We start from the raw sequence: 26,519 nt of genomic DNA, 5'->3' as shown, positions 1-26,519 counted from the left end.
TCCTAGATTGATAGCTTTGTGATACGTCTGCCACCGATGATGGCATTAATAACTGCACGCGTACCAACAATCGCTGTAAACATCGAGGTAATGATACCGATAGCTAGGGTTACCGCGAAGCCTGCAATTGGGCCTGTACCGACAGAGAATAGGATCACAGCTGCAATTAAAGTGGTGATATTTGCATCAAAAATCGTACTAAATGCACTATCGTAACCATGGTGAACGGCTTGCTGTGGACTGCGGCCTTCCGCTATTTCTTCCCGAATACGCTCAAAGATAAGTACGTTAGCATCAACGGCCATACCAACGGTTAATACGATACCGGCAATACCTGGCAGCGTCAGCGTCGCGCCTGGGATCATCGACATCACACCCACAATCATGATGAGGTTAGCCGCAAGCGCCAAGTTTGCTACCAGACCAAAGCCTTTGTAGTACAGCAACATAAAGGCAAGAACAAAAGCAAAACCAAGCACAACCGCAGTCATACCCGCTTCGATATTTTCCTGACCAAGGCTTGGACCTACAGTACGTTCTTCAACGATTTGAATTGGCGCAACCAGTGCACCTGCACGTAGTAGCAAGCTTAAGTTATGCGCTTCTGCTGGGCTATCAATACCGGTAATACGGAAAGAGCTGTTTAAACGCGCTTGAATCGTGGCAACGTTAATCACTTCTTCCACTTTGATTGGTGGTAACGCTTTGCCATTTTCATCTTTCTTGCCAGATGGTTTGTATTCGATGAAAACCGTCGCCATACGCTTGCCGATGGCGCGTTTAGTAAAGGCATTCATTTTTGCCCCACCTTTGCTATCAAGTTTGATATTCACCTGAGGGCGCTGATATTCATCCATACCAGATTGCGCACCTGTGATATGCGTACCTTCAAGAATAACGCGCTTTTTAAGCACGACAGGATAACCATCTTTATGCGGGATCACTTCCGTGCCAGGAGGAATACGACCTTGTGCTGCTGCACGCACGTCGGCATTTTCGTCTACTTCACGGAACTCAAGCGTCGCCGTGGCACCGAGAATTTCTTTCGCGCGAGCCGTGTCCTGAACACCTGGAAGTTGAACAATTATGCGCTCACCACCTTGACGTTGAACATTTGGTTCAGCAACACCTAGTTGGTTAATACGATTACGAATAATGGTTTCGTTTTGCTTGATAGCGTATTCACGCAGCTCTTTATATTTAAGGTCGCTAAGGCTTGAGAAGAAAGCAAGGCTATCGCTGCTATCATTGATAAAGTCGTTACCCGGGTAACGTTTTCTCAAGAAGCTCATTGCCGCGTCTTTGTCCTCTTCCGAACGCATCGTTACTTGTACACGTTCACTATTAGAAACCCGACGCACCGAGCGATAACGCAATTTTTCTTCACGTAAATCACTCTTGAAATCTTGCTCCATTTGCTCAAGTGCATTGTCCATCGCCGTGACCATATCCACTTCCATAGTGAAGTGAACACCACCGCTTAAATCTAGACCAAGCTTCATTGGATTTGCACCTAAGTCTTTTAACCACTCAGGCTGTGCCGGAGACATATTGATTGCAGAAATGTAATCATCGCTTAAGCTATTACGCAAAATATCTTGTGCTTTAAGCTGATCTTCAACATTTTTGAAGCGAACAAGGATTTGACCGTCTTCTAACACAGAAGATTTTACGGCAAGGTTGTTCTTTTGTAGGGTTTCGTTAACTTGATCTAATACACTGAGCGTCGCATCAGCACCTTTTGTGCCAGAAACTTGTATGGCCGGATCACGACCATACAAGTTAGGTGTGGCATAAAGAATACCGATAGCCAACACAGCGAGAACAAGTAAGTACTTCCACATTGGAAACTTGTTTAACACTGGGCTATCCCTTTATTGTTATTCTTATAGAGATTTCATTGTACCTTTAGGTAACACAGCTGAAACCGCTGACTTTTGCACTGTTACTTCAGTTTGGTCGTTTAGTGCGATTACAACAAAGTCTTTATCATCAGCAACTTTAGTGATTTTACCCACAAGTCCACCTTGAGTTAGTACTTCGTCACCTTTGCCTAATGCACCCATTAGGTCTTTGTGTTCTTTAACACGCTTAGCTTGTGGACGGTAAATTAAAAAATAAAATACCAGACCAAAAATACCTAACATGATTAGCATTTCCATGCCACCACCAGCAGGTGCAGCTGCTGCGGTGCTAGCATGCGCGTTTGAGATAAAAAAGCTCATTTCACTTCCTCGTTTATAAATTAATTATTTTCTGTCAAACCAACGTCAGCCAACTCTGGCACCGCAATGCCACGGCGCGCATAAAAGTCTTCGACAAATTCATCAAATGTACCTTCAGATAAGGCGTTTCTCATTCCTTCCATCAGACGTTGATAATAACGTAAGTTATGGATGGTATTGAGTCGAGCGCCTAGAATTTCATTACACTTATCTAGGTGATGTAAGTACGCTCGAGAGTAATTCTTACAAGTGTGGCAATCACACTCCGCATCTAGTGGGCTAGTATCTGTTTTGTGTGCTGCATTGCGGATTTTTACCACGCCACCTGTCACAAATAAGTGACCATTACGAGCGTTACGCGTTGGCATTACACAGTCAAACATGTCGATACCGCGACGTACCGCTTCAACCAAATCTTCTGGTTTACCAACGCCCATTAAGTAACGTGGCTTGTTTTCTGGCATTTTATAGGCACATTGGTCAAGAATATTGATCATGTCTTCTTTTGGCTCACCAACTGATAAACCACCAAGTGCATAACCATCAAAACCGATTTCTTCTAAGCCCTTTTGCGACTCGGCACGAAGCTCTGGGTACATACCGCCCTGAATAATGCCGAATAGCGCTGAAGGATTATCAGCATGTGCATCTTTGGAGCGCTTAGCCCAACGTAAGCTTAGCTCCATCGAGTCTTTTGCTTCTTTTTCTGTCGCTGGATACGGCGTACATTCGTCAAAAATCATGACGATATCTGACCCTAAGTCGCGCTGTACTTCCATCGCTTTTTCTGGAGACAACATGATTTTCTCACCATTAACTGGTGACTTGAACAACACACCTTCTTCCGAAATTTTACGCATTGCACCAAGACTAAATACTTGGAAGCCGCCTGAATCGGTCAGAATCGGTTTATCCCAGTTCATAAAATCATGCAGATCGCCGTGCTGCTTGATGATCTCAGTGCCAGGTCTTAGCATCAAATGGAAGGTATTTCCTAAACAGATATGTGCGCCCGTTTCTTTGAGCTCATCAGGGGTCATGCCTTTTACTGTGCCGTAAGTACCAACAGGCATAAATGCAGGCGTTTCTACCACACCTCGGTCAAAAATCAAGCGACCTCGGCGAGCCTTACCCTGTTTGCTATCTAATTCAAATTTCATTGTTACCTCGTTGTCGGAAAAACAGTCCAACCTTGACTAAAAAACGTGCTAAGCCAATGCTTAGGGCAGTGATCTTTCGATTCTACCAAGATTACTAGCGCAATTCTAATACCAATTATCTTAATTAAGTGTTCTATTTTGAGGCGAGAAAATCTTGTCGATAACAAGGCAAAAATTTTGATATTTAGTTGCTCTAAATAAGAAATTTTTAACGCAGTTAGCGTCAGATTTACTCCTTCAAATTGAGCAAGCGTTAAGACTAATTGGTATAATATTGGGATAAAAAACACAAAGTCTATATCAAGCCAACAACTTTACAGCCAAAAAACGCAAAATGCCCAGCAACACTGGGCATTTTAATAGTTGTATGGCGTGAGTTACTTATCTTGCTTTTGCAAGAACATCGCATCACCGTAACTAAAGAAGCGGTATTTCTGTTCAATGGCGGTTTGGTAAGCCTTCATAATATGCTGTTGCCCTGCAAACGCACTCACTAACATGATTAGCGTTGATTCTGGTAAGTGAAAGTTAGTCACCATTGCATCTACCACGTTAAAACGGTAGCCCGGATAAATAAAAATATCGGTATCGCCGTAAAGTGGAGCAATTTCACCGCCGTTTGCTTTAGCCGCAGACTCAAGTGAGCGCACCGACGTAGTACCTACCGCGATGACGCGTCCTCCTCTGGCTTTTGCCGCTTTGATTGCCTCCACGACTTCTGCTGAGACCTCGATATATTCTGAGTGCATAACATGCTCTTCCACCGAATCGACTCGCACCGGCTGGAACGTACCTGCGCCCACGTGTAAAGTAACAAAGGCCATCTCAACACCTTTGTCTTTTAGCGTGGCCATCAATTCATCATCAAAGTGCAGTCCGGCGGTAGGTGCAGCGACTGCGCCTGGTTTCTCACCATACACAGTCTGATAACGCTCTTTATCTTCTTCATCATCCGGTCTGTCGATATAAGGAGGTAAAGGCATATGGCCAATTTTATCTAAAATAGCCAATACATTTTCTTCGCCCTCGAATCTCAACTCAAATAATTCACCGTGGCGCTGAACCATTTCTGCGGTTGCTTGGCCTTCAAGCTCAATTTTAGTACCAGGTTTTGGCGACTTGCTCGCTCTTACATGAGCAAGCACAGTCCGCTCATCTACAACGCGCTCAACCAATACTTCTAGTTTTCCACCACTGGCTTTTTGACCAAACATACGCGCAGGAATAACTTTAGTGTTATTGAAGATGATTAAGTCTTCTGGATTAATGAGTGCCAAAATATCTCTAAATACTTTGTGTTCTATTTCACCACTATTGCCATTTAAGGTAAGAAGACGACTGCTAGAGCGTTCCTTCATTGGGTGTCTGGCAATCAACTCATCAGGAAGATCAAAACTAAAGTCTGCTACGCGCATGGAAAGGCCTCATTTCTAAAAGTGCGCCAAGTCTAGTGCGGTGTTTTGGCGAAATCAAGTGCTTGTAACCTTGCGTAAATACCTTTAACCTAGCGAGTCTAAAACGGTAATCACCATGTAAAACTTTGTACGGTGTGCACCTTTGTTTAGTACGTTCTTTATTCTTTACGTTTAAACAATAACTTATCGCTATCGGCTATGATTACCGAGCAAAGTTCGTGTCACTGTTTGATTATTATCAAGCAGCGGTTAAGTACGATTTGCTAACTTTAAGACAAGCCCAATGATTGTGTCGCAGTATCTGGTGAGGTTTTTTTATTGTGTCTAGACAACTAACGTTGCTCATTGTTAACGCCAGTGCTCACGAGCGTCAAACCTTGACTAAAACTCTTAGTGCATTAGATGTCTTTACTATCATTGCCAAATCCGACTCTCAAGATGCCCTAAGCTTACTAAAGACGCAAGCTGTAGATCTAGTGATCACCGGCTTGGATGTTGGCAAAATTGACGGCTGGCGATTCTCGCGCATGATCCGCTCAGGTCTGCTGGCAACGCCCAAAAATACACCCATCGTACTTATTCCACCGACTTATTGTGAACGAATAGCCGAAACCACCGCTCGTAGCTACAGTATTGATGCCGTGCTACCATTTGAACGTCAAGACATGTTGCCGCAAATTTTGGCCAATGTGTTGTCAACGCATTTAGATAAAAGCAGCCGCCTCAACTTGCTGTTGTTAGAGCCCAACCAACAACGTGCGCAAAAAATATGTGAGCACCTATCGCACAATTTCGTTTGCACACATGTAAGCTCGGCGGCCAGCGCTTTATCACTATTTCTACAAGATCATTACGCCATTGTTTTAATGGACACTACGTCTGATTTATCAGGTTCCGCAGAAAGCTTAGTCGAAAGTATTCTCAAACATCGTCCAAGCCAAGCCATTGTAACCATTATTGACAAACGCGATGCCGACCATGCCGAACAACTATTATTGTTAGGTGTTACCGACTTTGTTCGAGCACCATACGATATGCCCTTTTTAAGCAAAGTATGCGACCATGCAGCGCGGCGAGAAGATTTTATGGTGAGCTATGCCGAGTTTGCTAATAAAGTCGAGCAACTCAGTCGCAGTGAAAGTCGCTATAAAGATTTGTTTTCTGCACACCAACGGATTTTACTCCACCTGAGAACAGTTGTCGTTGAATTGGAATTGGAAGGCGCAATCCGCTTTATAAACCCAGCATGGGAATACCTCTCAGGCTTTGGTATTAAGTCAAGCCTCAATACCCAGCTCCGCGATTATATTGCCAAAGATGAATTGCCGACCTTCAACAAAGTCATTCAAGAAATTCAAAATGGAGTCAGGCAACATGCGCAATTAGAGCTGCAACTCTGCCACAAAGCAGGACATCTAGTGTGGGTCGAGTGTCGCCTACAACTTATCAAGAATACCTCAAGTTCGGTCGCAATAACTGCAACACTCGATAATATTCACGAACGCAAGCAAGCTGAACTGCAACTCAGACACTTAGCATTGCATGATACGCTTACCGGCTTACACAACCGCTACTACTTTGACCAACAACTGAATCAGCTGTGCAATGAAGTAAAGTCTGCACAAGAGATAGAACATGCACTAATTTACATCGACTTAGATCACTTTAAGATCATCAATGACAGTAAAGGCCATCAGCAAGGAGATATTGTACTCAAAGAAGTATCTGAGTTGTTTGGTGACAAAATAGGTGAAGAGCATCTCACTTTCCGTATTGGTGGAGACGAATTTGCTGTACTGCTTAAGCACACCAATTTACTTGATGCTCATATGTGCGCTGAAAGCATTTGCATGGCTATCGAAGAACATAAATTTCACTTTGAAGATAATGCATACTCTCTCAGTTGTTCTATCGGGTTAACGCAAATTACCAATGAAAATGCGGATCCCAGTGAGTGTTTGAAACAAGCTGACATAGCCCTTTATATTGCCAAGAATCTCGGCCGCAACTTGGTTCATTGTTATAACAAAGAAGATGAACAAAATCAGACACTGCAAACCGGTTTAGAGTGGGGACATAGTGTTAGGCAAGCGCTTCAGAACGACAGCATAGAACTCCACTATCAACCGATCTGGGATTTCAAAAAACAACAAATAGCCTATTACGAAGCACTGCTTAGATTAAAGATTAACGGTGAGACAGTTTACCCAAATCAGTTTATTCCTGCATTAGAGCTACTTAATGATACATTTTTGATGGATCAATGTGTGATCAGAACAGCCATTAAAGCACTGGCTGAACATGAGATTTTGAGCCAAGTGGCGATTAATTTATCTGCTCATTCATTTTTAGATGAACGACTGCAACCCCACATTCAGGCCTGTTTAAAAGAGCATCAAGTTTCAGCTAATCGCGTTATTTTTGAAATCACAGAATCTGCCAGTATCAATAACCTTAACGCAACCCAGACAATGATTAAAAATCTGAACGATCTTGGCTGCCATTTCGCTATTGATGATTTCGGGACAGGCTTCAGCACTTTTAGCTACCTAAAACAGCTACCCGCACAGCATGTTAAAATAGATGGCTCCTTTGTTCGAGACATGCTCAACGACCCAATTGACCTGGCGCTGGTCAAAGCTGTAAACGATATTAGTCACTCGTTAGATAAGTGTTCAGTTGCCGAATATGTCGAAAACAAAGAAATATTTCAACAACTTAAGGAAATAGGTGTGGACTATGGACAGGGTTACTTTATCTCTAGACCGCTCCCTATTGAACAACTAGCGAGCAGTGCAAAAACTATTTTATCTCTAAAAACAGCGTAGTAACATTTTTATACTAAAGGTTACTTTTACTTCTTGCAAAGTCCACTATAATTAAAGATACCAGTTTAAAATGTCACCAAATTTTAAGGTAACACCTTAATTTTATAGACATTCAAAGGATTGAGTTACATCTTGCTATGGACTTCAAGGGGTAAATTATGCTGTCATTATCACTGTTTTTACTACTTGCAAACTTGCTCATTGCTTATCAATGTTACCGCTATGCCAACACAAAAGGATATCCGGTAAAATTGTTCACAGGGCTCGGTTTGCTACCCTACTTTAATCTAGTGGTTTGGGTTTACTTACTCTTTTTACCAAATTTAACTACTGCAAAAAACATCGAGCAGGCTTAATAGCTCCTTTTTAAAACAAAACAGCATGCAGCCATGCTGTTTTTTGTGTTGTCATTTTCTTGCCCCCAAGTTCGAAGAAGGCGCTTTTTATCCCAAAATTAGGCTAGCTAAAAGCGATAGCTAGTTACTATCTCGGCAAGCTGCTTAGCCGTTTTCTCACCTTTTACACATTGCTGCACCAAGGATTTTGGATAAACAAACACCTGTTTATTGTTTGGGTTGCTGAGTTCATTGTAAATAAAGCTTATATGCTCATCTCTAGGTAAACTTCTTAAACCTGCACCATAGTCACATAAACTTCGGGCTAAGCTGGTAACTAGCATTTTTTCAAGCGCCTGCTGCTTTTCTGCTTTCTCTTTCGCGCGTTTGACCCGAGCAGCTTCAAGACTTGCTTTCAGCTTATCCTTAAGGTCTTTTAATTCCGAATCCTTAAGTGAAAGCTTTTCTATGCGTTTCTCAACTTCTCTCAATGACTCCGTAAATTCTTTTACTTGATCATCACTTTCGTGCCTTTTCGCAAACTCCAGCTCCGCTTTTTGGCGTTCAAGTTCCCTCAATTGAATTCTATTCTCTCTTTCTTGCTCTACGGCTTCGCGGACCTTCTCGGCTCCTGCTCTCACTTTCTCAGCTGCATCCGAATAAGCTTGAGAAAAAGCTTCAGCTATCGGCTGTGAAATCTCAATCTCCGCGATGTCCATATCAAATTCCGGCAGTTCAAACTCCCCTATTGCAGCCACATCATCGAGATTATCGATATGAGAGATCCACTCTAAACGGTGCCGGCGTTTTAATGCCAGTTCAAACACAACTCCCTGATCTTTTAAATAATAGCCAGAAGCACTACGAACTTGATCTTGTGTATCATGCTGTAGTGCACTCATTAATACCCGCTCAAAAATAGTAACCTCACGCTTTAGCGCTTCATCAACAACTTGGGCCTGAGCAAAGCTTGTAGCAATGGCTGCGACAGCGCCAAAACAAAGTGGAATTAACTTCATGGTTTACCTCGATACTGTGCTAAATTTTGTGTCGGTGTTTGCTCTACTTGCTCTGCCAATTCATTTAATTGCAGTCTAAGTAGGGCTTGATCTTGCGCTCTTTGTGCTTGGATCAGATCAACGAGATTATTCATTGCCAAACTACGCTCTTTACGATTTTGTTCAACCACTTGCGTTGCTAACTTGGCAAGCGTAGCTTGATCTATTGGCTTAGTCTCATCAAGTTTTGCAAGCATGGCCTGCATAGCGCTTTGCTGCTGTGCCAGTTGTGTTTGTTGAGCACTCAACTGTTGATGTAAGCCTAAGTTCTGTAGCCAAAGTCCTGACACACCAAGCCCAACGACCAGCCAAGCTGCGACGGCAGCCACTGGCCAAGCGCGAGTTTGATGCTGCAAAGTGAGCTGTGGGGGTGGCGCTTGCTCTTCGAAGCTAGCAGCTCGCTGTTGCCAAGTAATAGCAGCACTCATCATTTCTCGATATTCACTATCTGCCTGAAGTTCGGCCAACTCTGCCTCAGACAGCACTTTGCCATCTAACCACTGCTCAAATAAGTGTGCTAATTTAGCCATGATTTTGCACCTCTAGTTGCCCTTTCATCTTACCTAACGCACTGTATAGCCTAGCCTTCACCGTATTACTTGATAACTCAAGCTGCAGCGCAATTTCATCAAAGGTGTAATGCTGGAAAAACTTTAGCTCCACGACAATGCGCTGCTCAAATGGTAGTTGTTTCAGCGCGATATATATCTCTTCATTACTTTGTTGTTGCGCTATTTTGCTGTCAGGTCCGTGTTGCGGCGCCTCAGGTTCTTTACCTTCAATCGATTCAAACTTATATTTTCGCATGTGATCCACTATCCTTGCATGGGTGATTTTAAATACCCAAGTCGAGAACTTAGCATCACCATTAAAGGTATGCAGATTTCGATACATACTTAAAAATACATCTTGAGCTATATCTAGCGCGTCTTGCGGGTTACCAACCAGCCTCAAGCATTGGTTATACACACGGCTATGATGCTGGGCGCAAAGCTTTGACCATGCTCTTTGATTACCTTGCAGTGCTCTTTTTATTAATTGTTTTTCGCTATTAAAAAACACGCAGTTCACTCATCCAATCTTCTCACTAACTATTAATCGTAGCGGCTGCAAAAAAAGTTGTTCAGACGGGAAAGTTTTTTGAAAAAAAAAAGCACCGAGGGGGTGCTTCTTATCATTACTATTACTATGGCTGACATTGGCCGCTGATGTAGCCACCAACAAAGTCGCTAAACAGTCTAAAATCTCTGATCCGCCCCGTAGTACGACGCCAAATTAAGCCAATCTCACGATATGCATGATCTTGTGGTGGCATAGCCACTAAAGGTTTCCCTTCCAAAATCCCTGCATTGATCGCCATTTGAGGTAAAAACGTTACGCCATTTTTATATTCCACCATACTTAATAAAGTATGTAGGTTTGCCGCCTCAAATGGATTAATGCACGCGCTACGGTTTAAGTGGCAAGCGCTAAGAGCATGTCCCGTCATACAGTGCTCTTTTTCAAGTAAAAATACACTTTGCTCAGGTAACAGGTTAAAGTCCTCAATCGGCTCTGGTACGCTGTACTCGGTATGGCGAACCAAGCTAAAGTGATCTTTTGCAAGCACTTGAGTATGAAACTTATCGGTTCTATATGGCAGCGCTAACATGGCCATATCAATATGGCCATGCTCTAATTTGTCCAGTAAGTTATCACTGGTATCTTCAACCAGTACCAAATTAAGTGCTGCAAACTCCTTTTTACACGCCTGATAAAGTGGCGCAGCAATAAAACTCGCAATGGTGGGAATGATCCCTAACGTCAACTTGCCAGATAATGGATTTTTATAGCTTTTAGTCAGCTCTTTAACGCTCATGGTGTCGTCGATAATTTTCCGCGCTCGTTCAACCACTTCCTCACCAATATCGGTAAACATTAGGCTGCGATTTTCGCGTTCAATTAGCTGACATCCCAATGTCTCTTCAAGGTTTTGTATCGCGCTACTTAGCGTCGATTGGCCGATAAAGCATGCTTCCGCTGCACGACCAAAATGTTGGTGCTGATGCACCGCAAGCAGGTATTGTAGTTGTTTGATACTAGGTAAATTCGTCACAAGCTTTACTCTTAATTTTCAACAGCACAAATAAAAAGACCCCAACACCAAAGGTGTTGAGATCTTTTCAAGCTAAAAGTCTGTCTTTTTGAAAAGTGCGGTTTATTTTTATACGCCGAACACTAATCTCAAAATATAGAATATAACAATAGCAAGGGCAGCACCAACTGGCAATGTAATTACCCAAGAAACTACGATGTTACGAATAACACCCATGTTTAATGCCGCAATACCACGTGCCATACCCACACCCAATACCGCACCAACTAAGGTTTGAGTTGTAGAGATTGGTAGGCCTGTGCCTGATGCGATTACGACTGTTGAAGCAGCTGCAAGCTCTGCTGCGAAGCCACGGCTAGGAGTAAGATGCGTGATGCCTTCACCGATGGTCTTGATAACTTTCTTACCAAGAATCGCAAGACCCGCAACAATACCTAAACCACCTAGCGGTAAGATCCACCAAGCGAGTGCCGCTTTCTTAGCAATTTCACCGTCGTTTTCAACAATGTTTACCACTGCAGCTAATGGACCAATTGCGTTAGCAACGTCATTCGAACCATGCGCGAATGCCATACAACATGCTGTTAGTACCATAAGGATAGCGAATACTTTTTCAACATTGTTGAACTGCATTTGCTTGTCTGCATTAGGATCCATTTTCAGCTTAGAAATCGCAATCTTACCGATAATAGCAATGATAATAGCGATACCGATAGCAAGCGCAAAACCTTCGAATGTGCCAAGCTTGATACCAATATGCTTAAGACCTTTTTTGATCGTAACCAAAGACATAACAAAGCCCGCTAGACCCATGTAAATAGGCACAAAGCGTTTGGCATTTTCTAGTGGCTTATTGGTATCAAATATGAGCTTTTGGGCGCTCATAAAGATGAGATAAGCAATAAAACCAGAGATGGCAGGGGTGACAATCCAGCTCCCAACAATGCCAGCAACTTTGCCCCATTGGATTGCTTCGCTGCCCACAGCTACTAGCGCAAAACCAATGATTGCACCTATGATTGAGTGCGTCGTAGATACCGGCCAACCTAGCATTGAAGCCATTAATAACCATGCGCCTGCAGCAAAAAGCGCGGAGATCATTCCTAATATCATCAGTTCAGGAATATCAATGAAAGGGGTTGAATCTATAATCCCTTTTCGGATCGTTGATGTTACCTCACCACCTGCAAGATAAGCACCAGCGAATTCAAAGATCATAGCAATGATAATTGCTTGTTTGATGGTAAGTGCTTTTGAACCTACCGAAGTACCCATAGCATTCGCAACATCGTTTGCGCCAATACCATAAGCCATAAAGAAACCAACTGCTGCGGCAATTAAAACCAATACTGTGCCGTAGGATGCAATGATATCCATAAGAAACCTTACTTTATTTTAAAAGATCGATTTTTATTAACGAGCTAACATCAGCTCAAGACGTGAACCAACGCGCTCTGCGATATCTGCAAGCCCACCGACCCATTCGATGATCTTGTATAAAAACATCGCATCAATTGGGTTAAGCTCGCTTTCAACAGCGCGTAACTCTCGACGAATTTTAATTTGCATATCGTCGGTATCTTGCTCGATGGCATCGAGCTCAACTAGCATTTTTTCAACTAAAGTGACTTCACGGCCTCTAAAGCCTGTCTCAAGCAGTTCATCAAACTCATTAATCGCTTCTGATGCTTGTTTAGTTGCGTCCACACAACGAGTGACGTAAGCAAGAAAGTCTTTTTGAATGGATTCAGGGATGACCATTTCACGACCGATAACGCGACCTGCGATATCTTTCGCTTTATTGGCTATCTTATCTTGGTGGGTGATAAGTTCCAGTAAGTCAGTCCGTTCTACTGGCATGAATAAACCACGAGGCAAATGTAAACGTACTTCACGTTTTAGTTCATCTGCTTCACGCTCTAGGTTGCGGATTTCAATGCGAATTGCATCCGCTTCTGTCCACTCCCCTTTGAAGACATGGTTAAAAAATGGGATCAAAGCCGCACTGGCTTGATGGACTATTTTTATATGCTCTTCAATTGGCTTAATAGGAGATTTAGCAAATACTCCTAAAAACGCGTTACTAGGCATAACTGACCCTTAAATCATATTTGTATGCATGTGCAAAGTGTAATTTTACAGCATTGAGCGCTGTTGTGAACGGTTTTATTGCAAGTTTAGATGAACTTACTATGAAATTGCGCGCCGAAAGCGCGCAACTAATTGATAAGCATCACAAGGTTTTTGCGATATCTTCTTGAGATGTATGACGAATATCTTTGCCATTTACGAAATAAATCACATATTCCGCAATATTTTGACAACGATCGCCGATACGCTCTAATGAGCGCACAGACCAAATTAAATCCATAATTTTTGGAATCGAGCGTGGGTCTTCCATCATGTAGGTCATAATTTGGCGTGTTACTGCTTCGTATTCACGGTCCACTTTGGCATCAGCTTTATGCACTTCAAATGCCTTTTGCGCGTCCATCCGGGCAAACGCATCGAGCACATCATGCAGCATTTGTGACACTTGGCGACCCATATTGTCAATATTCACCAATAGATCTTGCTGATCTTTGGTAAACGAATCCAATGCAACTTTAGCAATACGCTCCGCTTCGTCTCCGATACGTTCAAGATCTGCAATCGTTTTTGCGATGGCAACAACCAAACGCAAGTCACTGGCTGCAGGCTGCCTTTTCGCGATGATACGTGTACATTCTTCGTCAATATTCACTTCCATCGCATTGACTTTGTAGTCGTTCTGACTGACTTTTTTCGCTTTTTCAGCATCATTGTGATTAACCGCATCAAGCGCAGTGTTTAATTGCTGCTCTACCAATCCACCCATACTGAGTACGTGGTTTCTCACGTTTTCTAGCTCTTCATTAAAGCGGCCAGAAATGTGCTTATTAATATTGTGTTCCATTATATTCTCCTCGCAAGCTCGCCTTAACCGTAACGACCTGTAATATAGTCTTCTGTTTTCTTCTTAGACGGCGTGGTGAATAAGGTATTGGTATCTGCATACTCAATTAACTCACCCATGTACATAAACGCAGTTTGATCAGATACACGCGCAGCTTGTTGCATGTTATGTGTAACGATAACTACAGTATACTTGTTTTTTAGGTCGTTAATGAGTTCTTCGATAACCAATGTTGAAATCGGATCGAGTGCTGATGTTGGTTCATCAAGTAACAATACTTCTGGTTCAATCGCGATAGAGCGAGCTATCACCAAACGCTGCTGCTGACCACCAGATAAACCAAATGCGCTGTCGTGAAGTCGGTCTTTTACTTCATCCCAAAGTGCGGCGCCACGGAGTGACTTTTCAACCACTTCGTCTAACTTGCGCTTATCTTTGATACCTTGCAGACGCAGACCATAAACCACATTCTCATAAATAGACTTAGGAAAAGGGTTTGGTCTTTGGAATACCATACCTACGTTACGGCGCAGTGCCGCAACATCTACGCTCTTGTCATAAATGTTCTGTCCTTGAAGGTTGATTTCTCCTTCAATACGACAGCTATCAACAAGGTCGTTCATACGGTTAATACAACGCAGTAACGTTGACTTACCACAACCTGATGGACCGATAAACGCGGTTACCTGCCCTTTTGGGATCAACATATTAACGTTGCTAAGGGCTTGTTTATCACCATAGTAAAGATCTAGGTTTTTGATCTCTAGTGCGGTGAGTTCTGGACTTAAGTTTGCTAAATCAAGCTTGTTATTGCCGTTTGCTTGATTGACTTCTGGCGCTACTGTAATCATGTTTTTACCTATTAAAAATCTTTACTATTAATGCTCTAACGATCTGAATTTTTCGCGTAAGTGGTTACGAATACCAATCGCTGTGATATTCAGTGCAATAATCACCGTAACCAGTAGGAACGCGGTTGCATAAACCAAAGGTCTAGCAGCTTCAACATTCGGGCTTTGGAAGCCAACATCATAAATATGGAACCCTAAGTGCATAAACTTACGATCCAAGTGAATATAGGGGAAGTTTCCGTCTAGTGGTAGTGTAGGTGCCATCTTTACTACACCAACCAACATCAGAGGAGCTACCTCACCCGCTGCACGCGCAACAGCAAGAATAAGACCAGTCATAATTGCCGGACTTGCCATTGGTACAATGATCCGCCATAGGGTTTCAGCTTGAGTCGCACCAAGCGCAAGTGAACCATGACGCACTGAGCTTGGGATCCGAGACAGACCTTCTTCCGTGGATACAATAACCACTGGCAAAGTAAGGATAGCAAGTGTAAGTGCAGACCAAATCACACCCGGTGTACCAAATACAGGACTTGGCGCAGCCTCAGGGTAGAAAAGTTCGTCAATTGACCCACCTAGCATATAAACGAAGAATCCTAAGCCAAACACCCCATATACAATGGATGGAACACCTGCAAGGTTGATCACCGCGATGCGGATCATCTTAGTCACAGCGTTCTTTGCTGCATATTCATGAAGATAAATTGCGGCAATAACACCGAATGGGGTCACGATCACCGCCATCAGCATAACCATAAATACCGTACCAAAGATTGCAGGGAATACCCCACCTTCGGTATTTGCTTCACGCGGATCATCGCTCACAAACTTGCTGATTTGCACTAAGTAGTGACCCACTTTGGCAAAAAAGCCCATGTCATTTGGAAACCAAACGTCCAACACTTGGTACAGCGGCAAAGTCACTTCTTCACCACGCATATCACGCACTACAACTTGGTCACGCTTTGCTTGCTTCCTTAGCTCAAATAAACGTTTTTCGAAGACTTTGTAATCTTCACGTAGCTCAGCACGGCGTGCATTTAACTCTGCTAACTTTTCCTCTGTCAGGTCATTATCGAGTTGATACGACTTTTCTTTTAAACGTAGACGTTCAAGCTCATAGTTAATGTGCCCGATTTCGCTATTTTGTAGATCAAGCGCCTCGTCATTAAGGTCAACGGCACGCTCAACAAGCTCATGTAACCTTTCTATCGGCTGGTCAGTTATTACTTTACCGTCTTCTAAAACGCGAGCAACATAACCATAGAAATTACCATTTTTACTACGCTCAAATACCGCTAATTCCGCTGGCGTAGACTGGCTTTTGATGTCTGTTGATAACACCCAACGGAAATCAAGTTCTACGTATTCACGGTTACCCGTTTTTATGAGTAAACGCTCGATTTGCTCGCTGTTGTAGCCTGAAAGGTCGAATCCAGCCGCTTCAAGGCGAGACTTTGGTACCATCTCGCGATCGTATATTTCACCAATAACAGTCTGCTTAGCAACTGAACCGTCGAGATGCATTTCTACAACTTCTGATGGCCAAAAGAAGCTCAGTCCTTTCCACGCTATCATCGCAAGTAGTCCAATTACTGAAATCAAACTAATACTGACCGCGCCACCTGTCATCCAGATCCACGGAGAACCTGACTTAAACCACTGTTTTACCATGTCATGTCACTCCAATTACATTGAGCTGTACTTTTCACGCAGCTGCTGGCGAACAAACTCAGCAACGGTGTTAAATACGAAAGTAAAAATAAACAATACAAAGGCAGCTAGGAACAGGATGCGATAGTGAGAGCTGCCAACTTCAGACTCCGGCATTTCCACCGCAATGTTTGCAGCAAGCGTACGCATACCTTGGAAGATACTCCAGTCCATAATTGGCGTGTTACCGGTTGCCATCAATACAATCATCGTTTCCCCTACGGCGCGGCCAAGACCCATCATTACCGCAGAGAAGATACCTGGACTTGCTGTTAGTAATACAACACGAACCAAAGTCTGCCACTGCGTGGCACCGAGTGCTAATGAGCCATTAGAAAGGTGCTTAGGTACGCTAAATACCGCGTCTTCTGCAATAGAAAAGATTGTAGGAATAACCGCAAAACCCATCGCGATACCCACGACTAGCGAGTTACGCTGGTCAAATGTTAGACCTAACTCATTGGTTAGATACTGACGCACATTACCGCCAAACAACCAAGACTCAATACCAGCGCTCATGGCAAATGAAATCCAGCCTACGATAAGCACAACAGGGATCAGCAAGATTGAATGCCAACCTTCAGGCACAACGTGTCTCACTTTTGCAGGTAGCTTAGTCCAACCAAATGCCGTTGCTATCATCGCGATTGGCAATAGCACCAATAAAGCAACCACGGCAGGTAGATGCGTTTCAATTAAAGGAGCAAGCCAAAGGCCCGCCAAGAAGCCCAAGATAACCGTTGGTAGTGCTTCCATTATCTCGACTGTTGGTTTCACCACACGGCGTAATTCACTCGACATGAAATAGGCGGTGTAGATTGCTGACGCTAATGCAATAGGAACAGCAAACAACATGGCATAAAGCGCCGCTTTAATGGTACCAAATGAAATAGGCACTAATGAGAATTTCGACTCAAAGTCATCACTCGCAGAGGTTGATTGCCAAGTGTAAGCAGGCTCAGGATACCCTTCGTACCACACTTCTTGCCACAAAGCAGACCAAGTTACTTCCGGGTGTTCATTGTGTAGTTCTACCACCGTTAACGTATCATCGGCGAGTAACAAAGCCGCATTAGCACGTGGTGCTACCGCAAACTTTTGTACAGCTTTATCTGTGATTTTACCTTGCCATAAGTGCGCTTCACTGGTGGTGTAATATAGACCTAATTGACCATTTTCATTAGTCGTGAAGAAAGTACGACGATAATATTCACTAAATAGTTTGACCTGTTTGCTCTTTGGCGTCTCAAAAGAGCGGATTTTAGCAAACTGGCGTCCATCATCGGTATTGACTTCAAACCACTGTGAAACCTCACCGTTGTCGTTAGCAAGCATTAATGAGTTGGCGCCCGCTAGTAGGTTCATATCAACCAAGTTGGCATTTTCTTCATTTGCAGCAAGCAACTGGAATAACTCAACTTCAGAAGCATAGCGAGAATCAAAGACGTAAACTTGATTTGCTGAGCGAACAAATGTGCGCGATGTGTCTGGAGAAATAAGTAACTCATCAACGCGACCATCAATATCTAGCTCGGTACGCTCAACCGCCCATTCAACCTCTCCAGTAAACATGTTTTCTTCTGCAACAAAGGAGGCAAAAATCACACGTTTATCCGCAGTCTGTGCAACAACAGCGGTTTTGTCTTCGAAGTGACTAAAGGCGAATTTACGAATTGCTTGCCCTTGTTCATCAACAATCAGTTGCTTCGCATTAAGTGGATAACTTAAGCGAGGGGTTAAGACACGTTGATTTCCCGGAAAGCTTACCGTGAACATCGGCTTCACCAGTTGTACCTGACCGTTATCCAGACCAAATGCATATTGCCCTAAGAAAGGCGCACTTTCTGCAAATGCTGTAATATTACCGTCAAGTTCAACATCCAATGTATCTAGTAATTTACCGGCGCTTTCACCTTTGATCTGGTAATAATCTACCGAACCTCTGCTGCCGAGTAAGTACGCAATTTCCGTTTGTTCTTCTACCCCTACACCTAAATATGTTTTGTCTTGTGTAAGCTGAATATCCATACGCTTCTCAACCTTTGCCGATTCAAAGATTGGTTGAACAACATATAGTAAGTAGAAGAAGATAAGTAAAAGTGCGACTAATACCATTACTCCACCAGAAGTAATGCCAAATTGTGCAAACCTGTCTTTAAAGAGACGGCTTCTATCCGTTTTAAAGGATGGCTTTTGCGGATTTGAAGTCATCAATATACCCTTTGGTTTAAAAATTGGGGGCATTATATTTCATCAAGATGACAGTTGTGTTACACCCGAGACACAATTGCACTTTCTTCAATCGGTCTTGGCCTTCAAATTCATTATAAAAATAATGGAACTAATCGGCTCAAAAAGTGCTCTGATTGTTAGCCTAGAGTAAATACAAAAATTCCGTTGCATTTCTTTACATTAAGTGTTTTTAGACACTGGACAAAGTAAGTTTTTAGACTAGTCTAAATCATGCGCCGAATTCGTTTTTTCGCCCACGGGCGCCACAAAAAAAGAGACATGATATGAAGCAGTTAATATTAACACTTATAGGTAAGGACCGACCGGGTCTCGTTGAGGAAATCTCTTCCACTATTCTTTCTAACCATGGCAACTGGTTAACCAGTAACTTAAGCCATCTTGCCGGACAATTCGCGGGCATCGTACAGGTTGAAGTTGCAGAAGAACATTTGCAAGAAATACAAGATGCATTGCATAAATTGCCTGGTTTAGACGTTAGCGTTGAATCAGGCGAAAGCTTGCAAGTGCAGGATGAGCCAGACACATTAAATTTAATCATTACAGGCAACGATAGACCGGGAATTGTGCAAGAGCTTGCTACGGTTATTCGTCACAAAGGCGCAAACATCACGCACCTAACCTCAAAACAACGTAGTGCTCCAAACTGGGGACTGCCTATTTTCAGCGCTTTCGCAACCGTGACTTTACCTGCAGGCACGGTCAAGGAAAACGTAATTGAAGCACTCGAGTCAATCACCAGTGATTTGATCGTGGACATAGAAGAAAGCTAAAACCTTCACTATACTCATGATAGTTACATGACAAACACGACAGGCGCGTTGTGTTTGTCATAATTATGTCACACACCCTGCTTAAGCTGTAAAAATAAGCTGTACCTATGGAAAGAACCATGCAGGCCGTATCTCCAGAGCATAAAACTATCACGTACTTTGCCAAAGAATTAAGCTGGCTCTCTTTTAACGAACGTGTTTTACAAGAAGCCAAGGACCCAACCAACCCGATCATTGAACGGATCCGGTTTCTTGGTATATTTTCCAACAACTTAGACGAGTTTTTCCAAGTACGAGTTGCAGATGTAAAACGCCGTATCTTATTAAATAACCTTCCTGAAACGAATTTCGACGAAGACGAAGCACTGCTCGCCGACATTCAGAAGAAAGTGTTGGAACTAGGTAAAAAGTTTAATGCTATTTATGACCAGATCCTCATCGACTTAAATGAGCATCACATTCATATTAAGCAACCGGATGCGCTATCGGATTTCCATAAGAATTGGCTAGCCAACTATTTTAAAGACCAAGTACTACCTCACCTATTGCCAATGATGATTAACGAAAGTAAGGACTATTCAGACAATATCAATGACACCATGACCCACCTTTTTGTGGAGCTAAATGGTGAAAAGCAGCATCACGCTTTTTTGGAAGTCCCTACTGATCGCCTGAATCGTTTTGTCCAACTGCCGCCAGAAAAAACTCGTCGGCATAAAACGATTGTGTTGCTCGATGACGTTATTCGATTTTTTATAGCCGATGTGTTTAAGAGCTTCTTCAAATTTGAACGCATTGACGCCTATTCGATGAAACTCACTCGTGACGCCGAATACAACTTAGATGATGAGCTTGAAGAAGGCGTGTTAGATACCATGTCTAAAGGTCTCAAACAGCGCTTATATGCCGAACCAGTGCGCTTGGTATATGAAGAATCTATGCCGGAAGAAATGATCAAGCTGATGAAAAAGCGCTTAGGAGTGACAGGTCAAGATGCCATGATCCCAGGCGGTAGATATCGCAATTTTCGGGATTTTATTTCTTTTCCAAATGTTGGTCGCGGCTATCTAGAAAACAAGCCCCTGCCGCCGCTTAAAAGTGCAGCCTTTTCAAAATATAGCAGTGTCTTTCGCGCAATTTCAGTTCAAGATATCTTACTGTACTACCCCTACCATACCTTCAATCACATGCTGGAATATATCCGCCAAGCGGCGTTTGACCCCAGAGTGACGCAAATCAAGGTCAACATTTATCGTGTGGCAAAGCAATCTCGATTGATCGCTTCATTGATCAATGCAGCAAAAAATGGCAAAAAAGTCACCGTGATGGTTGAATTGAAAGCCCGCTTCGATGAGCAAAATAATATTGAGTGGGCAAAACTCATGAGTGAATACGGTATTAAGGTCATGATTGGCATACCAGCGCTTAAGGTCCATAGTAAGCTTTGTGTGGTTCACCGCAGAGAAAAAGGCAAAATCGTCAAATATGCACACATAGGAACGGGTAACTTCCACGAAAAAACGGCTCGGATTTATACTGATTTCAGTCTGTTTACCAAACACTCCGATATTACGGAAGAATGCGATAGCGTGTTTCGCTTTATTGAGAGTAGTTATCTACCGTTTAAATTCGAACACCTGATGATTTCCCCCATCAATGCACGCAGTAGAATTGTAGAGTTGATCGATGAAGAGATAACTCATGCAGAGCAAGGGAGAACAGGAAAAGTAACAATTAAAATCAATAATTTAGTTGACAAGCAGCTCGTTGATAAACTTTACGAAGCATCACGTAAAGGCGTCAAGATCCGCCTCATTGTGCGAGGTATGTGTGCCCTTGTACCAGGCCTTGCACAGTTTAGCGATAATATAAAGATCATTAGTATCGTCGATCGTTTCTTAGAACACCCGCGAGTGATGATTTTCGATAATAACGGCGACCCCAAGGTGTATATTTCGTCAGCAGACTGGATGACCCGTAACCTCGACCACCGAGTTGAAGTAGGCACGCCTATTTATGCCGAGCATTTGAAGAAACTAATTATCGATATTATTGAACTGCAGTTTAAAGATCGCACCAAAGCCAGAATTATTGACGCCGAACAGAAGAATCTGTACGTTCGCCGAGGTAACCGTAAAAAAATTCGCTCTCAGATCGCGATTTATGACCATTTAAAAAAATGGGAGTTACACCAATTAAATGAAGCGAAAGAATAACCGTTGAGGAAGAATATATGCGCGACTACCCTTCTATTGCCGCAGTGGACTTAGGTTCGAATAGTTTTCACCTTGTTGTAGCAAGAGAAGTAGATGGTCGCCTTCAACTCCTCCATAAAGAAAAGCAGCGTGTGTACTTGGCCGCGGGCCTTGATGATGATTTTAATTTAAGTGACGACGCGATCGCCCGAGCATTAGATACCCTCTCGCAATTTGCGACGACACTACATGATTTTCCGAGAGAGTCCGTGCAAGTAGTAGCAACCTATACGCTGCGAAACTGCAAAAACCTTAATTATTTTCTCGCGAAGGCAAAACAAGTTTTTCCATATCCAATCAATGTGATTTCAGGCCAAGAAGAAGCTCGTCTTATTTACCAAGGGGTCGCCAACCATGAACATGATAGTCATAACCGTTTGGTTATCGACATCGGTGGAGGCAGCACAGAGTTGGTCATTGGTCAGCACCTTACACACAAACTGTTAAGTAGTCGCAATGTGGGCTGCGTAACCATGCAAAAAGCCTACTTTGCTGACGGTAAATTATCTGCAAAACGATTCAAAAAGGCAGAAATAAAAGCAGAACAACAAATTGAAAGTATTACCGCGAGCTACTTAAGACTCGGCTGGAATACCGTTATCGGTACTTCTGGTACCATTAAAGCGATTGCGGCCATGGTTCACGAACTCATTCAAGCCGATGAAATTACCCTGCCTATTTTGGAGCAAATTAAGCAGTTATTTATTGATGCAGGACACATAGACAACGTCTCCTTAAAAGCACTACCAGAGGAGCGAAAAACCAGTATTGCTGGCGGCCTTGCTGTATTGATAGCACTGTTTAGACAGTTAGGACTCGAGCGCATGCGCCTTAGTGAATATGCATTGCGAGAAGGTTTATTGTTTGAAATGCATCAAACCGACGAGTTTGATATTCGAACTCGCACAATTAACACGTTCAGCGATCACTATAATATTGATAAACAACACGCCGAAAATATTTGTGAAACCATCAAACTTTTTACCACTCAACTAAAAGAGCAATGGCAACTATCCTCTTATGATGTCGAAATGTTATGTTGGGCAGCAAAACTCCACGAAGTTGGGCTTGCCATTAACTCTTCTGGCATGCATAAACACGGTGCTTATATTGTCAGGCACAGTCAACTTCCAGGCTTTACTCAAGCCCAGCAATTAAGGCTAAGTGCACTTGTACGCTTTTATCGAAAAAAGATAAAAATGCCAGAGTTAACAGAGTTAATCGAAGAAGAGCTAATCCACTTCAACCGTATTTTGGCTGTGTTTCGTCTCAGCGTTTTAGTGAACCAAAAACGCCAACAAGACCAACTTCCAGAGCTCAGCATCACGGCTGTTGATAACGCCTTGATACTTCACATAGCAACTGAGTGGCTCGAATCACATTCACTGTTTCAAGCAGATTTAGAGCAAGAACAAAACTACTTAAAAACAATAGGTATTCAATTTAACCTGAGCTTTGGATAAGTATGCTGGCTATTGGAAGGGAATTCGACGTCGTTAGAACTGAAACAGGTTGCTAGAAAGGCGCTAATTATCCACAGCTCAAGTTACTTACCTTCTCACATTGACAGGTGAGAGCTACTGTTCATCACCTGCCACAATAGAGAGGATTTCATCTGCATAAGCTCGACTAGAAAGCGCCATATCATAGAGATAATTGGTCGGTGTAGCAGGTCGAATGGCTTGTAAAATAAGCTCAGCTTCTCGCCAGTCATTGCGCTCAATTTCGAATGCTAAACGTAGCGCTCCACCAAGCAACCCTTGATAACTCAGTAACGCGCTGGAAAGCGAATCATCGAGTGAAAATTCTGCTGCTATCACAGCAAGATCAACATCAAGTATCACGTCAAGGATGGACATAAGACCAAGCAAATAGCCGGTTTCAGCCATTTCTTCGCCCCCTGGCATCAAAAATGTTTCCACAAACTTGGCACGAGTTAACCCCATTCTTGTCAGCTCACTGGGTTTATCTGAACCCAATTCGCTCAACGCGAGTACTTTAACAAACTGCCTAATTGCGTCTTCACCTAAATACACTACGGCCTGAGAGATAGACTTAATTTCTAACCTGTCTTCACCGGCTTTCGCGTTCGCCAGTTTTAGCAGTCGTGCGGTTAAACTCAGATCTTTACTTACTCTAGTTTGTATTTCTTTGAAGCATAAAGACTTTCTTGCTGTTGCTTGTAGCAGCTGAAACACCACCATTTTCGACGGTTCCACGTTGCCATGGTTGAGCATTTCAGGCTTGGCGAAAAAGAAACCTTGGAAAAAGTCTGCTCCAGATGATTTGATGATCTCGAACTCTTCTTTTGATTCGATACGCTCAACAATCACCTTAATATCTGGATACTGACGCTTGAGCTTTTTTACCGTCATATTGGTTTTTATAATTGGCTGCTCAACCTCTATTTTGACGAATTCCATGAGTGGTAACAACGGATCCCACTTTGACGTGCCATCGTAGTCATCTAGCGCAAAGCGGTAGCCTTTCTCTGTTAACTTAGTCACCGTATTCACCAGTGAAGGAATATTTTTAGAGCGCTCAACGATTTCCACCACAATTTTCTGTGGCGCTAATAAGCTAGGTAATTCCTGCAGCAAGGATTCGTCGGATAGGTTTATAAAGGCAAGCTGTCCCGCGGCCAAACGGTCTACGCCGATAAACATTAAGGAGTTAAAAAACATTCGCCCAGTCGCTTGCCCATCGCTCACCCCTACAGGGAAAGCATTGTTATCTGAGTCTCTGTAAAGCAACTCATAGGCAAAGACTTCTTGATCTGGCCGCAAAATGGCCTGTCGTGCAATATACTGCACTGCTGATTTACGTACTTCAGTCACCGGACCACTCATTAACATTCGTATCCTTTATTAGGTAAAAGGAAACCACGTATCATGGAGCGTATAATATGGTAACGCCCCGAGCAATAAAAAAGTTTCGCTATTTTACAACACTTATAACCAAAAGTTACCAACTTATTAAACTAAGTCCTTATAAAGAGTAGGCTTTTAATTCACAGAACGCCAGCGGCTTGCCTGTCTAAGAAAAGTTAAGCTAAGATGAGTGCATGAAGCAAGTTTTGATCGTCTGGTTATTCGCCTTTGCCGGTTTGACTAAGGCAGAACAAGTCCCCTACTTAAAATACAGTTTAAGTGGCTCGGGAAGCTTTTACCCTTATTTTACTCACAGTGAAGATGCGCCCGGGATCCTACCCGAAATGGTGGAAGCCATTTTGGTAAAGGCAAATATCAAAGGCGATAACTTACTTCTCCCAGCTAAACGTACTAACTTTTATTTAGAAAAGCAGCAAATTGATTTTGATATTATCAGCCCAGATTGGTTGAACGAACAGCAAAAGCAAGATGATAGATTTATCTATTCAGACCCCATTCTACCTATTAAAGAGTACGTTGTTACCCGTCAGTCTCAACCTCCAGTACTAACCCTAGCGGGTATCGAAGTTGGCACAGTGAGAGGCTACTACTACCATGATGACCAATTATTCGAGCGAGTTGATTTCGCATCCGAAAAGGAACTACTTCAGGCCTTAAACTTACGGCGGATTGAGTATATTATCATTGGTGATTTACCCGCATTATATTGGTCAGAACAACTTGGTATTACTTTTAGCTTCAACCAGCTACATTCAGAAGGGATGTTGCAGCTACGCCTGTTAGCTAAGCATCAAGGATTACTTAAGCGGATAAATCAAGCTATCACACAACTTAAACACTCTGGTGAAATTGAAAAAATAGAACAGCAGTATATTTCACAACTGCCTATACACGCAAAAGGTGGCAGATAACCACTGCTCTGGATATAGATCAAGTTATACGCATAAATTCTTCCCATAAATTGAGCATCAATTGACGCATTTGGTATAATGGCGCTTTTACAGCTTGGGAAATCATTATGACTATCGCTGCCGCGCTTGCTGAGCGCAGTAACAATCAATGTGAGCTATGTACCTCAACGGATGGTCTCGAAGTATACGAAGTACCACCAGTCGCCGAGGCGCATTCTGACAAATGTGTTTATCTTTGTAGCCAGTGCAAACCACAGGTTGAAGATCAACAGGATTTAGAAGCCAACCATTGGCACTGTTTAAACGATAGTATGTGGAGCCAAGTTCCTGCCGTTCAGGTTGTTGCCTACCGTATGCTTAAACGCCTCGCGCCAGATAATGGTTGGGCTCAAGATGCATTAGACATGCTGTATCTAGAAGATGAGACTCGAGCATGGGCAGATCAAGCACTTGCAGAGGATGACGACCTTGTTCACCTAGACAGTAACGGGGTGAAACTGAACGCTGGTGACACAGTGACTTTGATTAAAGACTTGGATGTTAAAGGTAGTAGCCTAGTTGCAAAACGCGGCACTGCGGTACGTAACATTCGCCTCTCGCCTTCAAACCCAGAGCATATTGAAGGTCGTGTAGAAGGTCAAAACATCGTTATTTTAACGAAGTTTGTTAAGAAATAACTAGGCCCTAAGATAAACTGCTAAGTCTCTTCAATACTTTATCGACTAGGGCCTGTTGATCTTTGCTGTTTGATTTTTGTTCTCCTGAGTGTGTTTTGGTCGCGACGCTCGACTTGCCGCCTAGTAATCTAGGCAAAAGTTGAG

Annotated in this window: 22 protein-coding genes; 7 read left to right on the top strand and 15 right to left on the bottom strand. The window is 42.9% G+C overall.

All coding sequences use genetic code 11. The annotated features are described in order from the left end of the window. Positions 1–2: 2 nt before the first annotated feature. The 4 genes from secD to queA form a co-directional block, all read right to left on the bottom strand. Positions 3–1,862, bottom strand: coding sequence for a protein translocase subunit SecD (gene secD, locus MHN32_RS16685; protein WP_010607168.1), 1,860 nt, complete (start codon positions 1,860–1,862; stop codon positions 3–5). A gap of 24 nt (positions 1,863–1,886) precedes the next feature. Next, entirely contained in the window at positions 1,887–2,225 is a 339-nt protein-coding gene (gene yajC, locus MHN32_RS16680) for a preprotein translocase subunit YajC (protein WP_010374166.1), read from the bottom strand. Between the two features lie 20 nt (positions 2,226–2,245). Further along, positions 2,246–3,385 carry a tRNA guanosine(34) transglycosylase Tgt gene (tgt, locus tag MHN32_RS16675; RefSeq protein WP_010374167.1) on the bottom strand — a complete coding sequence of 380 codons (1,140 nt, stop codon included), beginning with the start codon at positions 3,383–3,385 and terminating at the stop codon, positions 2,246–2,248. A 377-nt stretch (positions 3,386–3,762) separates the two neighbouring features. Then, complete coding sequence (queA, locus tag MHN32_RS16670) at positions 3,763–4,800, bottom strand: tRNA preQ1(34) S-adenosylmethionine ribosyltransferase-isomerase QueA (protein ID WP_102057567.1); 1,038 nt, start codon at positions 4,798–4,800, stop codon at positions 3,763–3,765. Positions 4,801–5,120: 320 nt separating this feature from the next. On the opposite strand from queA, the gene MHN32_RS16665 reads away from it, so the two are divergent. Both MHN32_RS16665 and MHN32_RS16660 read left to right on the top strand, forming a co-directional pair. Beyond that, positions 5,121–7,628: an EAL domain-containing protein gene (locus MHN32_RS16665; RefSeq protein ID WP_010607166.1), complete on the top strand. Its 2,508-nt coding sequence runs from the start codon at positions 5,121–5,123 to the stop codon at positions 7,626–7,628. Positions 7,629–7,786: 158 nt separating this feature from the next. Beyond that, complete coding sequence (locus tag MHN32_RS16660; protein WP_010607165.1) at positions 7,787–7,984, top strand: hypothetical protein; 198 nt, start codon at positions 7,787–7,789, stop codon at positions 7,982–7,984. A 107-nt stretch (positions 7,985–8,091) separates the two neighbouring features. Here MHN32_RS16660 and MHN32_RS16655 read toward each other — a convergent pair whose 3' ends face one another. The 10 genes from MHN32_RS16655 to MHN32_RS16610 form a co-directional block, all read right to left on the bottom strand. Continuing rightward, the gene (locus MHN32_RS16655; protein ID WP_239422350.1) at positions 8,092–8,982 is read right to left on the bottom strand and encodes a hypothetical protein; all 891 of its coding nucleotides are present in this window, start codon (positions 8,980–8,982) and stop codon (positions 8,092–8,094) included. Continuing rightward, on the bottom strand, positions 8,979–9,551 hold the full coding sequence (locus MHN32_RS16650; RefSeq protein WP_045962626.1) for a hypothetical protein: 573 nt from the start codon (positions 9,549–9,551) through the stop codon (positions 8,979–8,981). Before MHN32_RS16650 ends, MHN32_RS16655 begins: the two co-directional genes overlap by 4 nt. Beyond that, positions 9,544–10,083, bottom strand: a complete 540-nt coding sequence (locus MHN32_RS16645; RefSeq protein WP_239422349.1) for an RNA polymerase sigma factor — start codon at positions 10,081–10,083, stop codon at positions 9,544–9,546. Before MHN32_RS16645 ends, MHN32_RS16650 begins: the two co-directional genes overlap by 8 nt. A 124-nt stretch (positions 10,084–10,207) precedes the next feature. Continuing rightward, positions 10,208–11,116 (bottom strand): hydrogen peroxide-inducible genes activator, encoded by a 909-nt coding sequence (locus MHN32_RS16640; protein WP_010607161.1) that lies wholly within the window; start codon positions 11,114–11,116, stop codon positions 10,208–10,210. Positions 11,117–11,224: 108 nt separating this feature from the next. Beyond that, complete coding sequence (locus tag MHN32_RS16635) at positions 11,225–12,493, bottom strand: inorganic phosphate transporter (protein WP_010607160.1); 1,269 nt, start codon at positions 12,491–12,493, stop codon at positions 11,225–11,227. Positions 12,494–12,529: 36 nt separating this feature from the next. Continuing rightward, the gene (locus MHN32_RS16630) at positions 12,530–13,207 is read right to left on the bottom strand and encodes a TIGR00153 family protein (protein ID WP_010607159.1); all 678 of its coding nucleotides are present in this window, start codon (positions 13,205–13,207) and stop codon (positions 12,530–12,532) included. A 142-nt stretch (positions 13,208–13,349) separates the two neighbouring features. Continuing rightward, positions 13,350–14,051 carry a phosphate signaling complex protein PhoU gene (gene phoU / locus MHN32_RS16625; RefSeq protein WP_010607158.1) on the bottom strand — a complete coding sequence of 234 codons (702 nt, stop codon included), beginning with the start codon at positions 14,049–14,051 and terminating at the stop codon, positions 13,350–13,352. 23 nt (positions 14,052–14,074) lie between these two features. Beyond that, positions 14,075–14,902 carry a phosphate ABC transporter ATP-binding protein PstB gene (gene pstB / locus MHN32_RS16620; protein ID WP_010607157.1) on the bottom strand — a complete coding sequence of 276 codons (828 nt, stop codon included), beginning with the start codon at positions 14,900–14,902 and terminating at the stop codon, positions 14,075–14,077. A gap of 27 nt (positions 14,903–14,929) precedes the next feature. Further along, positions 14,930–16,579 (bottom strand): phosphate ABC transporter permease PstA, encoded by a 1,650-nt coding sequence (gene pstA / locus MHN32_RS16615; protein WP_239422348.1) that lies wholly within the window; start codon positions 16,577–16,579, stop codon positions 14,930–14,932. A 15-nt stretch (positions 16,580–16,594) separates the two neighbouring features. Further along, the gene (locus MHN32_RS16610) at positions 16,595–18,829 is read right to left on the bottom strand and encodes an ABC transporter permease subunit (RefSeq protein ID WP_102057570.1); all 2,235 of its coding nucleotides are present in this window, start codon (positions 18,827–18,829) and stop codon (positions 16,595–16,597) included. A 305-nt stretch (positions 18,830–19,134) separates the two neighbouring features. Here MHN32_RS16610 and MHN32_RS16605 point away from each other — a divergent pair, with 305 nt between their 5' ends. The 3 genes from MHN32_RS16605 (at position 19,135) to MHN32_RS16595 (ending at position 23,359) form a co-directional block, all read left to right on the top strand. Beyond that, positions 19,135–19,641, top strand: coding sequence for an ACT domain-containing protein (locus MHN32_RS16605; protein WP_010607154.1), 507 nt, complete (start codon positions 19,135–19,137; stop codon positions 19,639–19,641). A gap of 119 nt (positions 19,642–19,760) precedes the next feature. Further along, on the top strand, positions 19,761–21,857 hold the full coding sequence (ppk1, locus tag MHN32_RS16600) for a polyphosphate kinase 1 (RefSeq protein ID WP_239422347.1): 2,097 nt from the start codon (positions 19,761–19,763) through the stop codon (positions 21,855–21,857). 17 nt (positions 21,858–21,874) lie between these two features. Next, positions 21,875–23,359, top strand: a complete 1,485-nt coding sequence (locus tag MHN32_RS16595) for an exopolyphosphatase (RefSeq protein ID WP_010607152.1) — start codon at positions 21,875–21,877, stop codon at positions 23,357–23,359. Positions 23,360–23,473: 114 nt separating this feature from the next. On the opposite strand, the gene MHN32_RS16590 is transcribed toward MHN32_RS16595, so the two are convergent. Further along, positions 23,474–24,751 (bottom strand): HDOD domain-containing protein, encoded by a 1,278-nt coding sequence (locus MHN32_RS16590; RefSeq protein ID WP_029215901.1) that lies wholly within the window; start codon positions 24,749–24,751, stop codon positions 23,474–23,476. 209 nt (positions 24,752–24,960) lie between these two features. Here MHN32_RS16590 and MHN32_RS16585 point away from each other — a divergent pair, with 209 nt between their 5' ends. Both MHN32_RS16585 and MHN32_RS16580 read left to right on the top strand, forming a co-directional pair. Further along, positions 24,961–25,698 carry a transporter substrate-binding domain-containing protein gene (locus MHN32_RS16585; protein ID WP_239422346.1) on the top strand — a complete coding sequence of 246 codons (738 nt, stop codon included), beginning with the start codon at positions 24,961–24,963 and terminating at the stop codon, positions 25,696–25,698. Positions 25,699–25,805: 107 nt separating this feature from the next. Further along, positions 25,806–26,375, top strand: coding sequence for an alkylphosphonate utilization protein (locus MHN32_RS16580; protein WP_239422345.1), 570 nt, complete (start codon positions 25,806–25,808; stop codon positions 26,373–26,375). Positions 26,376–26,519 lie beyond the last annotated feature (144 nt).

Origin of the sequence: Pseudoalteromonas sp. Of11M-6 (genome assembly GCF_022347905.1) — a bacterium.
Taxonomy (GTDB): Bacteria; Pseudomonadota; Gammaproteobacteria; order Enterobacterales; family Alteromonadaceae; genus Pseudoalteromonas.
The sequence above is the reverse complement of the archived record's forward strand: the minus strand, read 5'-3'. Positions and strand labels throughout refer to the sequence as shown.